Origin of the sequence: Mucilaginibacter sp. 22184 (assembly GCF_052045695.1) — a bacterium.
Taxonomy (GTDB): Bacteria; Bacteroidota; Bacteroidia; order Sphingobacteriales; family Sphingobacteriaceae; genus Mucilaginibacter.
Genome location: NZ_JBQEPI010000006.1, coordinates 320,827 through 336,494 on the forward strand (window position 1 = coordinate 320,827; position 15,668 = coordinate 336,494).

The following is a 15,668-nucleotide window of genomic DNA, read 5'->3' on the forward strand; positions in this document are numbered from 1 at the left end:
CTGCAATCGCTCCTGGTTTTATGGTAACTTATTTATAGTAGTAATAAGTAAGTTTATGGCATTACGATAATCTTCCTCCCTTCTATTTTAAAGTGAACTGTACCGGTTAATTCTAATGATTTTAGCACCTCGGCAACACTATCGAAACGAGACACTGTTCCACCAAAATCCCGTTCATCAACTTTACCGTTATACACAACTTCAACATCGTACCATCGCGAAATCTTTTTCATGATACTCTGAATGTTTTCATTGTTAAATATGAAATATCCGTTTTTCCACGCTACGGCTTCCTCTGTATTCACAGAACCGATATTAAATGATTGCTGCTGATTTAGTGTAGCTTGCTGTCCGGGCTTCAGGTATGCCTGATGATTGCCGGTTACTAACTTTACAGCCCCCTCTAAAAGGGTAGTTTTAATAACTCCTTCGTCTTTATATGCGTCGACATTAAAATGTGTTCCCAATACTTCGATACTCATTTGCTCAACGGCGATTTTAAAGGGCCTATCTTTATTTTTTGCCACTTCAAAGTAGGCTTCGCCTGTTAATTCTACTTTTCTTTCATGACCAGTAAAAACGGTTGGGAATTTTATAGAAGAGGCAGCGTTGAGCCATACTTTGGTACCATCGGATAAAACAACCTGATATTGCCCTCCACGGGGTGTACTGATCATATTAAATAGAGCTGCCGTGCTCCGCGCTTCACCTTCTTTGGCGTTATAAACAATTTTCCCTTCTCCGGATTTGCCTATAACAACACTTCCTTGCTTTGATAATAATCCTTTCCTGGAATCGGTGAGATCAATATTGGAGCCATCGGCGAGTGTTAAGGTAGCTTTGTTATTTCCTGGCATCACTGGTCTTTTCGCATCCGCTGATGAATTTTGGACCAATTCAATTGATGCATTATGGACTTTGTAACTAACAAGCCATATTAAACCTAAGGCAAAAATCAAACTGGCGGCTACGGCTATCCAATATTTTTTAAACCCTTTTTTTGGCGCATTAATTTGATGATTGAGCTTGTATAATATATCAAGTTTAATTGCCTCTTTATTTCCCATCGCCTCAGTCCATGGCAAATCCTTCAATTCAAAATTATCACGATATGCTCCAAGTTGATTTATCTCTTCCGGAGTACAATTGCCAGACTGATATTTCTCATAAAGTTCAATAAATTCTTGCGGGCTCATAAAAAAGTTTATCCGGTTATTGGGGTATAGAGACTTTTTTGGCACCGGACACACATAAAATAAAAAATATTTTTTCTGGAGTGGTAAAATGTCAATATTAATTGTAATACGTACAATTTATTATTGAATTAATTCCCTACTTTTATTTTACCAATTATGCATTTAAACAATTGCTCCGATTCTGAATTGTGGGAGGAAGTAACACGCGATAACCCCAAAGCGTTTGAAACACTTTTTGAGCGTTATTGGAGCGTTATTTACAGTACTGCATTTTCATATTTAAGGGATAGAGAAACTTGTTCGGAAATAGTACAGGATATCTTTTTAAACATATGGCAAAAAAGGAATGAGTTTAAAATAAGCTGTTTAAAAAATTATCTTACATCTGCTGCACGGTATCATGTATACAAAAAGTTAAAAGTAAAAAGATCCACTGCCATATTATATATTGAAAACTACGATCATGTTTCCACAGTAAACAATGTTACTGATTGTGTTGACGAAAATATAACTTATTTAGAGTTAGAGAAATCTGTAGAAATCTCGTTGAATAATTTGCCTAAACGTTGTCGCGAAATTTTTCTTTTGAGCAGGAGGGGTAATTTAACAAATGATGAGATTGCTCAGCAGCTGGGTATCTCAAAACGTACGGTAGAGAATCAAATTACAACAGCTTTGAAATTTCTCAGATCTATACTGAAAAATACTGCTATAATCATATTAGCCATCATCAAGTTGTTTTAGTGGTTAAGCCGTATTGTTACGCCGGGTGGCGATTGTTTTGGAATAATACTTTATGTTATATTTACTGAGTAAAAGACATATTTTAACAAACAACTAAGCAACAAAAAGCGCTCTGTATCTCACCCCAGAGCGCCATTCAATGTTCCTACAAACATCGATCAACTAAACTCAGATCTCTACAATCTAAGATCTTTACTATTGCATAGAGTTATTATTTTAAATACATGTTCTGTATTTTCATGATTCTAAGCCATATTAGTCATAAGCTTTACTTCAAACTATATCCCCACGCAATCATCAAACAACACACAATTATATGTAATTAATATTATAAATATTAATTACATAACAAAATACACCACACAACTATGCAGTAATATTCGCAAATACATAAAATAAAAATACTTTTCCTCAATTCTCAAGCAGTTTAAGTACTTATGTTTAATGCACGGTTTTAGTTTTAATGCCTGATGTTTTTAAGCACAACAAAAGATGTATAATCATCCCAGTCAGGTTTCAGATCGGGTTGATTAATAAAACCAAAAGAATAATTACCAAGTATAATATCCGGCTTTCCGTCAGCATTATAATCGGCAACGTCCATGCATATCCACCTGCCGTGTTTAGCTATGGGTAAATTATGAGGGATAAAATGCAGTGGGCTATCTTGCTCAAAATAAATAAACCCTTCCTCTGGATTGTTTTTTAAGTCAGAAAAAAAAGCGATGAGGGCAATATCTAATTTCCCATCGCCATTAAAATCAGCAGCAATGGCTTTAGTAGCTCCGTTAACCGGATAAAAATAGGCCTGCTTATATTTAAAATTGCCCTGGTTAATAAAAATGTAAACGCCGTGATAAGGTTTTAATATTCTGGAATAGTCGCTATTATCCCCGCTGGTATATAAAATATCGGGCCGTCCATCATGATTAAAATCAACCAACTGGAAACTGCTGGAGCCATAAACCGGTGGAAACCGCAATAAATTACGCGTAGTAAACCCACCTTTGTGATTATTTAAAAAAAGCCAAACTCCCTCTTCTCCTTGGGCAAACAAACACATGATATCCGGCCATCCGTCATGATCATAGTCGCCCACCTCTACATATTCCGCTCCGGGCAAAGCGCTGATGATATGTTTTTCATATTGCTTTCCTGGTAGTTGTTTATACCAATACAATCCCCCGGCATTGTGACCGAATCCGCAAACAACGAGATCTGCAAGGCCGTCTTTATTAATATCTGCCTGACGCGCTTTTACCGGACGGGGTAGCTTATCAACCAATGGTTTATTACTATTCTGAACTTGATCCTTAACTGGTAAATTCATTACAAAACCATTCGACACATCAATAGCATCCATAGAACCAATAAATGTGAACATGCCTTGTTCTACCCCTGAATCATCATTGTTAAAACTGACGTCAACTACAGGTGAGCTATACTTTTGGGATGACAATAATTTTAACCCCGGCGACCATTGGTTAATGCTTCGGGTTAATCCATCGCTGGTAAAAATATGGTGACTTATAGAGTCAAAAGCAACCAGGCAAGTTGTGGCGATAGTTTTGCCTGATGACGGTTTGAGTAGCGAAAAAACGCCCATATCTTTAACAGGCGCAACCGTTGGTTTGGCGGGCTTCAGCGATTTGGGTGCTGCTGTTTTATAATAATTAACAATTTTCAGCCAGTCTTCATAACCCAGTGTCGATTTTGCGGAAGGGTCATTCACATACTGATCATCAGCATAAACACCTATACCTAAGCGCCTGGCCATGGCAGGCAATACATGTTTGCCCCAAGTTTCCTGATCAAGCAGACCAGCATCAGGATATTGGTGACAACTTTGGCAATATTTTTTTGATAGCCCTTTACCATCGAGGGCAACAACAGCTACCGGCTGATCATTATTGCAACCTAAAGTTAACGAACAAACAACAACGGCAAATAAAACAATAGGAGTAAGGATAATGTGATATTTTCTGAATGCCATTGAGTACGGAATGTTGATGAACTTAAAGGTATAATTTAGTAATTAATAAAAGGGACAGCAATGCTGTCCCTTTTATTAATTACTAAAGATGAAATGATATTTATCAATAACCCTGATTTTGTTTTAAAGCAGAGGTAGTTCCGTTAGATTCCAGATCGATCTGAGCCTGAGGGATTGGATAATACTCATTTTTATTAGGTGTGAAGCTGGCTCCCGATACGTCTGTTATTACTTTACCATCAAAGTTAAAGTATGTTGCCAATGCTTGCTGAGCAATGCCCCAACGGGAAATATCAAAGAAACGGTGGCCTTCCATTGCTAATTCCAATTTGCGTTCGAAATAAATAGCCTTTAATGCCAGAGTCTTGCCTGAGAAATAGCCTGCTGGGTATGCTTTAATTATATAATTTGCAGCAGGAGTAGTGGTATATCCTCCCATTGGACTGGCCGGATTTTTATAAGTATAAACAAAGCCTGCAGGATTGGATGCTCTTGTCCTTACCCGGTTCACATAAGCCTCACCCAAATCGCCGCTACCTAACTGGGCCTTTACTTCAGCTGCCATCAGTAACACATCGGCAAAGCGGATAATATTAATCTGGTTGGCGTTACCCGGAGCCCAAGAATGAGCATCGCCATAGGTACCTTTAGTAGCCTGGAAGTAGACATTCTTTTTGGCTGAGTAAGGGCCAGCAGAGCTTTGCTCACGAATCCAGCCTTGACCTGGGTGATTACCCCAGTCTAAAAATGGAATTCCACGACGACCAACCGTCCAATCCAAACGAGGATCAAGATTACCGGCATCCAATGTGAATGCTGCAGTAGATGCGATGCCTTGATCGTTGGCAACAGGATGCGAATTATAATCATCCAAATAAGGCAAACCACCAGCATCTGTGCGGAATGAATTAGCCAAATCCAGTGTTGGCTGGAAGAAACCGCAGCAACCGAATGGACTATTGTATGGATAATTCAGCATATCACCGTTATTAGCCTCGCTAATGGTATTAGTACCATCATTGGCAGCTTGCTGTACCGCAAATACAGTTTCCTTATTATTTTTGGTTGCCGCGTTAAAATTGTCAAAGTAATTGGCTGTAAGATCATATGCCACACCGGCGGAGTTTTTACCGGTTGTTATTACCGTAGTAAATAAGCCATCAGCATCGGTATACTTTTTTTCATATAAATAGGCTTTAGCTAAGTAAGCCGCAGCAGCCCATTTATTTACGCGACCAACTTGCGCTTGCGTTTCGGGCAAATTGGCGTAGGCAAACTTAAAATCATCTTCAATTTTTGGCCATATATCTGCTGTATTTGGCTGCACAAAGTTTGTGGTGGATTCATCAACATAAGGTACATTGTTAAACATCTTTTTCAGATCAAAATAATAATGTCCGCGTAAAAACCTGGCCTGTGCTACGGCCTGGGTTTTAGCCGCAGCAGTCATATCCGTAGCTGCTGCACTTGCCTTTATCACATTATTACAGCGCGTGATACCTTCATAATCGGCCCTCCATTTACTGTTCAAAAATCCGTTGCTCGCATCAACAGTGAAGCGTGCTATAGAGTTGATCGCTGGTTGGTCGGTACCTGAACTGCCTTTGTGGGCGTCACCACCAGCTACTGCACCGTAAATCCAATTATCAGCTGCAGCTTCCCACGGTCCGCCGCCGCCAAAAGCTGCGTTTGTACCTTGTTGACCATCTAATGCCGAATAAGCACCAATCAGCAACCCATCCACACCCGCAGCGGTATTGATGGCCGCAGATGGCAATGCACCCAGCACCGGTTGCTGCAAGTATGACTTTTTACATGAACCTTGTATGATACCGGCGGCTATTAAAGCATAAACCGATAAACGTTGAATATTTTTCATTTTCTTTTATGTTTAATAATTAAAACTTAACCTGTAAACCTAATAAGTAAGTACGTACCGGTGAGTAGTTACCACGATCTACACCAAAGTTAGTGCTGCTGTTGGTTCCGGCATTATTAATAACTCCATTGTTAACATCAACCGATTGATTACCTGAACCACCGCCCACAATTTCTGGATCAACACCACTGTATTTGGTTATGGTGATCAGGTTAGCTCCAGATACGTAAACTCTTAGCTTTTGGATTCCTATGCTTTTTAATATCTGTGGATCAATGGTATAACCTATTTGCACGTTACGCAAACGCAGGTATGAACCGTTCTCTACGTAATAAGAGTTAGGCACAGTACTGGTACTGAATGAGCCGTCGATCTCCTGTATTGGCGCTTTAGCATTGGTGTGTGTTGGTGTCCATGAATCATACAGCGCGGTTTTGCTTTTTACGCCCAGGAAATTGGTGTAAAAATCTGTCCACCATTTGGTATCATTCCATATTTTGTTGCCGTAAGAACCATACCAGAACATGTTCAAGTCAAATTGTTTATATGAAAAATCAAGATTTAAACCACCTGTGAATTTAGGGTTAGGGTTACCCAACAAAGTACGATCACTGGCATCAACCTTACCATCGCCATTAACGTCGGCATATTTGAACCGGCCAACAGCAGCATCATTTTGATATGTGCCACCGGCTTTTTGGTTTGCAGCATCAATTTCTGCCTGTGAATTCCAAAAACCAGCTACTTTATAACCGAAGAAACCACCAACAGGGCCACCTACCTGGTTTCTGATAATAGAGCTACCATTGAAACGGCCACTGTTTAGATCAAAGTAATTTTGCCCTAAAGTAACTTTTTTGATTTCGTTATGATATGTGGTAAAGCTCAAAGTTGCGTTCATCTTAAAATCTGATGAAAAGCTTTGATGAGTAGTAATAGCCACGTCAACACCGGTGTTATCCATAGCACCTACGTTGGCATATGGAGTACGGGCAGTACCTTGCGTACCAGGTAAGCTTGGGTTGAATAACAAGCCGCTAATCGATTTTTTATAGTAATCAGCAGATATCTCTAACTTCTGATTAAAGAAGGTACCATCAAAACCTACGTTAAAGTTTTTGTCTGATTCCCATTTTGCATCCGGGTTACCAATACTGTTTTGTGTAAAACCAGAAACTGTGCTGGTTGAAGTACCGCCAATATCATAATAAGAGTTGGTTCTGTTACCGGCAAAGGTAGTGAATGCATTAGACGGGTTAACGTTGTTCTGGTTACCCATTACACCATAACCGGCCCTGATTTTTAAGTCATTAATCCAGCTTACGCCTTTCATAAAATCTTCCTGTGAAATACGCCAGCCAGCGCTTACTGCAGGGAACCAGCCATACACCTGGTTTAAAAACCGGGTTGAACCATCACGACGGATAGTGGCATTTAATAGATATTTATCATTAAAGGTATAATCCAGGCGGGCTATAAGCGGCGAGTATAATCTATCTCTTTGTAAAAAGCTATAGGCAGTTGGAGAACCTGTACCGCTGGATATGGAGGTATAGTTTGGATCAAACACAAAATAACCGGTATTGGTTGCGCCTAAGGCCTGGTAACGATTTTTTACCGCCTCATTACCTACCAGTAACTTGATATCGTGCTTACCAATAACCTGATGATAGGTTAAAGTGTTGGTCCAGGTGTAGCTATAACCGTTATAAGAGTTCTCTGAATACGAATTTGTTGTATTATTTTCAGAGTTTTCATATTCCGGATAAGTGAATGAGTGGTTATAGTTTGAATAGTATTCACCACCAAATTGCGTACGAATAGTAAAGTGTTTCAGGAAGTCAACCTCGGCAAACACGTTACCAAATAAACGGTTGGTAATACCATAATTGTTTTTGGTACGATCGGCAATAGCACGTGGGTTACGCGCATTACCTAAGTTGGCTGTGTTTGATCCGGCGTAGTTACCCTTAATATCATATACCGGGATGATAGGTTGCTCGCGGAATGACATACCGATAGAGGAACCCTCGTCATTTTGATTGATCTGCGGATTCTCTGATATCGCGTAAGAAATGTTTTCGCCTACACGGATATGATCAGTAAGATTATAACTGGTATTTGCCCTTATTGTATAACGTTTAAGATAAGTATTTAGCAAGGTCCCTTGTTGGTTAAAATAGTTCATAGAGAACAAGTATGCAGCCTTATCTGTAGATCCATTAACGTTCAGGTTATGGCTCTGGATCGGTGCCGAACTAAAGATTTGGTGATACCAATCGGTACCTGCTTTGTTAGCCTTAGTTATGCGGTAAAAACCAGACGGATCTCCAGATGTATAAAACGGTTTAACGCTATATTTTGCCGGATCAACAGCCGGATCGCCATCATGAATACCGAACGGACCGGCTCCACCTGCGTTGATATAATCGGGCAGTACGTTGCCATTAGGACCATACAGGTTACTGCTCAAGTCCACAGGAATGCCCTTTAGCTTGGCGGTATTTTGAATAGCCAATGTTCTCAGACTCATCATTTCGGTAGGGTTCAGCAAGTCATAAACGTTACCGCCCTTTGGCTGCTGGGTACCATAGTATGCATCATAAGAAATGTTGGTTTTGCCTTTACCTTTTCTGGTAGTAATGATAATTACACCGTTTGAAGCACGCGCACCGTAAATAGAAGCAGAGCTTGCATCCTTTAAAACCTGCATGGTTTCAATGTCATTCGGGTTAAAGTCATTTACGTTGGTAGTAGGCACTCCATCAACAATGTATAATGGTTGGTTATTACCAAAGGTATTAACACCGCGTATTTTTACTGCTGGAGTTTCACCCGGCTGTCCGGATGCCACAACGGTAACACCCGCTGCCTGACCTTGTAGTTGGTTTTCTACAGATCCTGTTGGCTGCCGGTTTAAGGCGGCAACACTCACTACAGCAACTGCACCAACGAGGTCCTTTTTACGCTGTGAGCCATACCCCGTAACAACAACCTCATTTAAGGAGTTGTTACCCGCTTTAAGTGTAATATTCAGATTTGTATTGGCGCCAACTGTAATATCGGTAGTTTGGTAACCGATATATGAAATGGAGATAACATCGCCCGCTTTAAGCGAAAGCGTAAAATCACCATTCACATCTGTTACGGCACCTGTCGAGGTTCCTTTGACTCGCACAGAGGCACCAACTACGGGTAGTTTGTCATCGCTGCCGATAACCTTGCCCTTGTACTTTGTTTGAGCCGTAGCCACTAATGAGGATACGAGGAAACATAATAGCACCCCCATAAATCTCCCTTTGAGAAGTAAACTTTTAAGCATGATTTTAATTAATTTAGTTAATATATTGGATTAAGAACTCATTTAAAGCACTGAAAATCAGAGCCTACAAAAGCAATGGTAGAGACACTGCTGGCATATTTTAATTATTATTTCTTTCGGCTTTAAAGCAATGGTAGAGACATTGCCGGTTAACATGCTTTTAAAAGCAATAACCAATAACAATATTACAAGGCTAACGTGTAGGCAGTAACCCGGTAACGACCGAAAATATGAAACACCAACTATTGTGTAGGCAATGGTGGTTAATCTATCTATCCCTGGTTGATTGTGAGATAAGCCTTGCGGCAATAACCAGAAACGATATCAATACACTGACATTTTTAAATATGATCAATTACTTATAAAAATTTGACGATTTAGCGGATTGATTGTGAGATAAGCCTTGCGGCAATAATCCGATAAAACAGGTACATGATGCTATCTAAACGAATAGATAACAATAGAATACCTCAAACCTTTGTGTTAATCATCATTAAATTTACAATATTCTTTATATATAATCTTAGGTAATAATTATCTTTTTCTGTATAGACAATATTGGTTTGGAGCTAAAGTAATAATAGTGTACCATTTACACAAGCCGTCTCTTTAGAATTACGAATTAATCATTTTAACATGCCTGAACAGGTTTGATATTCGCAATAAAAATACTCTTTAATTAATAATTAAGTGATTATTACAAAGTGATTGTCAAATTTTCACAATTAGATATTTGCAGTAAAATTTGGTTAAAAAGCCCTCCTCATACTTTCATAGCATTAAATGAAGGTTATAATTAACTACTTGTTTAGTTTTTTCATCAAAAAACAGATAAAATCATTAAAAACAAGCGTTGAATTAAAAGACATAAACCAGGCAATTATGAGATTTTTCCATCAATCCCCAAACAGAGAAACATATCCAAAAAATGCCGATGCAAAAACACCGGCATTTCTGTGATCATATAGCGGTATACATTGGCCAACTCAGGTAGCTTGAAAGCTCATGTAGTGTTATCCCGGATCTTATCAGTCCTTGTATTCCAATTGCTTTTTAAGCACTATGTTGTTAGCGGCTTTAGCAATCATTACATCAAATGACCCGGGTTCGGTAACTTGTTTCATTTGATGGTTCCAGATAGCGATATCCTTAGCACTAATAGTAAAACTAACCGTTTTTACTTCTCCCGGTTCGATAGCTACTTTGCTGAAACGTTTCAATGACATCACCGGTGTGCTCACTGAATTAACCTTGTTGCCCAGGTATAATTGCACCACCTCCTTACCAGCCAGATTACCTGTATTTTTTACATCGACAGAAATAGTTACCTGCTCATTTTTGCCGAACCTGGCCTTTGATACCTTAAGGTTGCTATAATCAAATGAAGTATAACTTAACCCAAAACCGAAGGCAAACAAGGGGTCTGTCGATGAAAACACATAATCACGTCCTGGTTTTTCAACAGTTCCAGGTTCACGATTATTCCCTCTGGATGAAGCTACATAATTGTAAAATACCGGAATATGTCCAGTAGATTGTGGGATACTCATGTTAAGCCTGCCAGATGGATTTACTTTGCCAAACAAAATATTGGCAAGAGCGGTGCCCCCTCTTTCGCCGGGATACCAGGCCTCCAAAATAGCCGGAACGTTTTCCTTTTCCCAGCTAATGCTCCATGGGCGGCCATTTTCCAATACCAGTATAACCGGTTTACCGGTTTTATATACAGCCTGCAACAGTTCGCGCTGAACACCTTGCGGACTAATATCCGTAACATCATATCCCTCGCCGCAGGTAAAAGGATCTTTTGGCTCATTGCCTGGTGCTTGTCCATTCCAACCAACCCCTTGAAATACAACGCTGGTTGTACCCAAAACTACTACTACTGCGTCGCTTTCCTGGGCGGTTTTCACTGCTTCGTCAAAACCACTCTTATCTAAACCAGTGAGTTCACAACCTTTGGCATAATTTACCTTAATACTATTACCCGCAAATTGTTTAATACCTTCCAATACATTAACACCGGATAGATTATCGCGGGTGAAACTATAATCGCCGTATTGAACTTTATTGGCATTAGGGCCAATAACTGCTATTGATTTCAGTTTGCTGATATTCAGGGGCAACAGGTTATTATCATTTTTCAATAATACTATAGACTCTTCGGCTATTTGCTGCGACAATCTAATATGGTCGGGCGTATGTACCCTATCTTTAATAAGCGCGGTATCGGCCAGTGGCTTTTCAAATAAACCTGCTTTAAATTTAAGGGTGAGAATACGGGCCACAGCTGTATCAATTTGCGATTCTTTGATCTTGCCGGCTTTAACCAATTCAATCAGATGAGGGTATACATCAGGACGCGCTGCCTCCAGGTCGACCCCCGCCTTCATGCCCAACAAAGCAGCTTCTGTCGCGTCTTTGGCTATTTTATGAAAATCATATAATTGGCTAAGGCCGCCGTAATCAGAGAAAACATAACCTTTAAAACCCCACTCTTTTCTTAACACCTGTTTCAACAAAAACTCGTTGCTGTGTGCAGGGATACCGTCAATTTCATTATACGAAGGCATAATAGCCGCGATATTTGCGTCCTGTACCACATCCCTGAAAGGTGCCAAAAACATGGAGCGCAATTCGCGTTCGCCAATTTCGGCGGGTGCAAGGTTAATACCGGCTATGGGTTTACTATACGCGGCAAAATGCTTGCCCGTACACATGATCTTATCAAAAGCAAAACTATTGCGGGTATCTTTCGGATCGCCTTGCATACCCCTTACGAATGCCGAGCCAAGCTGACCAACCAAGTAAGGATCTTCAGCAAAACACTCCTCTACCCTGCCGTAACGGGCATCCCGGATGAGATCAAACAATGGAGACAGCGCTTCATCAACTCCGGAAGTAGAGGCTTCACGGGAGATAGCCTGCCCCATTTGCTCAATGAGGGCCGGATTCCAGGTGCTACCTTGTGCTATAGCCTGAGGAAAGGTAGTTGCCCCTGCCGCCAATTGCCCGTGTAAACATTCACCAATTTGTATTGGCGGAATACCCAGGCGGGTTTGCTCGCGGCTATATTTTTTTGCCGCCGCCGATTTTAAGGCTACATCCCTCACATTGGTAAAAGGGCTTTCCAAAACGCCAAAAGCTATTTTGCTGTTTTTCGCTTCAGATAATGACGACATACACATCTGGCCCACTTTCTCTTCAAGTGTCATCCGCTTTAAAAGATCAGTTACGCGTTGCGCTACCGGCGCTTTCGGATTTTTATAGATTTGGGCGTTGGCTGCCAAAGCAAGCCCTACAGTACAGCCAAATAAGAAAAGTGATTTACCGTTTAACATTTGATTGATTGATGTTATGCTAAAATGTGCTACAATCGATTGCAATTTAAATTAAAATACCTTATTGTTTAAATAAATCTTACTATAAGAATCTATAATGGTTTACCTGGAACAAAGGGGCTACACAAACATATAAAATTCCTACTAATAGAAAAATGGCACTTGATCGGACTTATCAATGTAAAAAACATGTTGTAATTAAACATATAGCTAATAATATTGTAGCTTACCTGACATTAACCCACTCGATAGTTATGTTTTCAAAATTTTATACATCGTTAGTCTTAGGCGCCAGTCTTTTATCACTAACTACAGCCTGTATGGGGCAAACCGGTGAGCCAGTAGAAAAAAACAAAGCCAATAGCAATTATAAACCGGCCTTTGCCGGACAAACGCGCATTGGAAGCGTTAAAACTAAAACTCCCTATACGGCCACAGTGATCAGCACCGAGTTGAAAGGTCCATGGGGTATTCATGTTTTACCCGACGGCCGCCTGCTGATCAGCAGTAAACCCGGAACTATGCAAATAGTAAAAACCGACGGTAAAATTGATAAAACCATTACCGGTTTCCCCGAGGTACAATTTGCTGGTCAGGGCGGTTTACTGGATGTAAACATCGATCCGGATTTTATCAAAAACCGGATGATTTACTGGACCTATGCCCAGCCCGGCGACGGAGCCACGCTGGCAGTAGCCAAGGGTAAATTATCGGCTGATGAAACCAAACTCGAAAACGTCCGTGTGATATTTGAAGCCACCCCACGTTACAAGGGGGCCGGTCAGTTTGGCTCTCGTCTTTTATTTGATAAAAAAGGAAATATTTTTGTAAGTACCGGCGACCGAATGGCTGATGATATACGTGTGAAAGCCCAAGACCTAAGCGCAACTACCGGTAAGGTCATCCACATTACTAAAGACGGTAAACCCGTTGCCGATAACCCATTTATTGGTAAAGCCGGCGCTAAACCCGAAATATATGCTCTGGGTTTTCGTAATCCTGATGGCTTTTCTATAAACCCTGTTACCGGCAACCTTTGGGAGGCTGAGTTTGGCCCTCGCGGTGGCGACGAGATCAACCTGATTAAACCAGGTGGTAATTATGGATGGCCGTACGTTACTTATGGTATAGAATATAGCGGACAAAAAGTATATGATGGCATTCAGCAAAAAAAGGGCACCATACAACCAGTTTATTACTGGGACCCGGTTATTTCGCCCGGCTGCATGATGTTTTATACCGGCAATATTGCTGAGTGGAAAAACAACTTATTTGTAGGCGGACTGAGCGGACAACACATCATTCGCCTGGTAATTAAAGACAACAAAGTTGTAGGTGAAGAACGTTTACTGGCTGATAAAAATGAGCGCTGGCGCTGCATGGCTACCGGTAAGGATGGTGCCATTTACGCCGCGACCGACGCAGGTAAATTATATAAGATAGCTAAGCAATAAGGCGTCTTCGCTTCCGCTTTTCAATTGCAGGATATCGATGCTGTCAATAGTCTTCCGTACCTGTTGTAAAATAGTTTAAATTGTTTTTTTAAATATATCCTCATTTATAATAAAAGTAAAATTTCAACCCGACAAAACAACTACTATAACGTTGTGGTTACGCCATAGCCCTCATTCAATTACACTGCGGTCAAATACCGACCAACAAAAAACGGCCGATCAAATGACCGGCCGTTTTTTGTTGGTTCTTCCTTTTATTAAGGATTAGGCTGCATCAGTTTGTTGGTCTGAAGTTCTACGCCAGATATGGGCCAGATGTAATTAGATGCCGTTACGGCAACGGCAGGTGAACTACCCTGCGGCCCCGATTTGGCAGGAAGCGCCTGCCCGGTACGGAACAGATCGGTAAGTCTGAAACCCTCTCCTAACAGCTCTATCCTACGTTCGGTCAGTATCGTACTGATCAAATTGGCCTGTGAACCGATATCCGCCGGATCGAAAGTAAAAGCAGGATCAGAGCGATGCCTTACTGCATTCAATAGAGCGCTTGCGTTGGCCAGATCGCCTGTCCTGGCATAAGCCTCTGCCGCATTCAATAACACCTCGCTATATCTTAATACAGGTACATAATCTGTAAAGGGAGACGGCGTTTTGTATTTGGTCAGGTAATTAACCGTGCCCACTTTGGTAATAAATCCTTTGCGTGCGTCGGTAGAGGCAGCTCCACTTAATGCGACATTGGCATATATACCGGCTGTGTTTAAGTAATACTCGCCGTTACCTGGGCTCGAAGTAAAGTAATAGGCCAGTTGATTTTGCGTACCTGGGGCATCGCTGGTGCTAAATGGCAAAAACAATAAACCCTCAGCCCCTGTATATGAGCCATTAAAAACAGTTACGATGCTACTTTCCAATTTGCTGCCACCAGTTGGAGATTGATATGGAGCGGTCGTGCTGATCAGTTTAGCGGTTTCTGTGAGCACTTTAGCATAATTTGCTTGTGCCAAATACACCCTTGCTTTTAAAGCTATGGCCGTATTTTTAAACGCCCGTGTTGCACCGGTAGCAGTCGCTTGAGTTGCTGGCAGTTTGGTTTCCGCATCGTCCAGGTCTTTTAATATTTGCGTGTATACTTGTGCAACTGTACTCCTGGCCAGATCATTTTTCCCTGCACCGGTCAAATCTGTTTCTGCCAACAGGCGCAGCGGCAAACCAGGACTTGCCCCTCCGTCAAAAACGTAAGGCTTAGCATAGGTTTGCACTAACGCAAAATAAGATAGTGCTCTTAAAAACTCGGCCTCGCCAATATATTGGTTAGCAGTTGCCGCATCAACTTTTGACAGGTTAGCATTAAGCCCTACCAGGAAAACATTAACCCGGTTAATAGCTGTGTAGCCTGCACTCCAGAGATTAACCACCTCGTTGGTATTGGAGTTTACATTTTGATTCCATGTATCTAAACCGGTAACGCCATTGGGTTTATTTACGATAAACTCCTCCCCTCTTATCTCGTTATAGATCACATAGCGGCCTCCGTAAAACTGCCCGCTTTTAACACCCGAATATAAGCCGTTCACCTGGCTTAAAATCCTGGCCGGTGTATCAAATGCTTTAGAATCAATGATACTTGTGGTTGGCGATGGCGTTAATAGATCCTTTTTGCAGGAATTGCCCATCACCATGGTCAATGCCAGTACTGCGGCATTGACGGTATATTTATATTTCTTTATTGTTATCAT

The 15,668-nt window shown here is 41.0% G+C and carries 8 protein-coding genes; 2 read left to right on the forward strand and 6 right to left on the reverse strand.

Features of this window, described 5'->3' with window-relative positions; genetic code table 11:
• Window positions 1–53 precede the first annotated feature (53 nt).
• A complete protein-coding gene (locus tag ACTJKG_RS15320) occupies window positions 54–1,196 on the reverse strand; it encodes a FecR family protein (protein WP_440739724.1) in 1,143 nt (380 codons plus the stop codon).
• 156 nt (window positions 1,197–1,352) lie between these two features.
• On the opposite strand from ACTJKG_RS15320, the gene ACTJKG_RS15325 reads away from it, so the two are divergent.
• Window positions 1,353–1,940, forward strand: coding sequence for an RNA polymerase sigma factor (locus tag ACTJKG_RS15325; protein WP_172337382.1), 588 nt, complete (start codon window positions 1,353–1,355; stop codon window positions 1,938–1,940).
• Between the two features lie 460 nt (window positions 1,941–2,400).
• Here ACTJKG_RS15325 and ACTJKG_RS15330 read toward each other — a convergent pair whose 3' ends face one another.
• The 4 genes from ACTJKG_RS15330 to ACTJKG_RS15345 all read right to left on the reverse strand — a co-directional run bounded on the left by ACTJKG_RS15330 (window position 2,401) and on the right by ACTJKG_RS15345 (window position 12,475).
• Window positions 2,401–3,933, reverse strand: a complete 1,533-nt coding sequence (locus ACTJKG_RS15330; RefSeq protein WP_440739725.1) for an FG-GAP repeat domain-containing protein — start codon at window positions 3,931–3,933, stop codon at window positions 2,401–2,403.
• Window positions 3,934–4,036: 103 nt separating this feature from the next.
• Window positions 4,037–5,812, reverse strand: a complete 1,776-nt coding sequence (locus tag ACTJKG_RS15335) for a RagB/SusD family nutrient uptake outer membrane protein (RefSeq protein ID WP_440739726.1) — start codon at window positions 5,810–5,812, stop codon at window positions 4,037–4,039.
• Window positions 5,813–5,831: 19 nt separating this feature from the next.
• Window positions 5,832–9,134 carry a SusC/RagA family TonB-linked outer membrane protein gene (locus ACTJKG_RS15340; protein ID WP_216650673.1) on the reverse strand — a complete coding sequence of 1,101 codons (3,303 nt, stop codon included), beginning with the start codon at window positions 9,132–9,134 and terminating at the stop codon, window positions 5,832–5,834.
• Window positions 9,135–10,162: 1,028 nt separating this feature from the next.
• On the reverse strand, window positions 10,163–12,475 hold the full coding sequence (locus tag ACTJKG_RS15345) for a glycoside hydrolase family 3 N-terminal domain-containing protein (RefSeq protein ID WP_440739727.1): 2,313 nt from the start codon (window positions 12,473–12,475) through the stop codon (window positions 10,163–10,165).
• Window positions 12,476–12,729: 254 nt separating this feature from the next.
• On the opposite strand from ACTJKG_RS15345, the gene ACTJKG_RS15350 reads away from it, so the two are divergent.
• Window positions 12,730–13,929 (forward strand): PQQ-dependent sugar dehydrogenase, encoded by a 1,200-nt coding sequence (locus tag ACTJKG_RS15350; protein WP_440739728.1) that lies wholly within the window; start codon window positions 12,730–12,732, stop codon window positions 13,927–13,929.
• Window positions 13,930–14,186: 257 nt separating this feature from the next.
• On the opposite strand, the gene ACTJKG_RS15355 is transcribed toward ACTJKG_RS15350, so the two are convergent.
• A complete protein-coding gene (locus tag ACTJKG_RS15355; RefSeq protein ID WP_440739729.1) occupies window positions 14,187–15,668 on the reverse strand; it encodes a RagB/SusD family nutrient uptake outer membrane protein in 1,482 nt (493 codons plus the stop codon).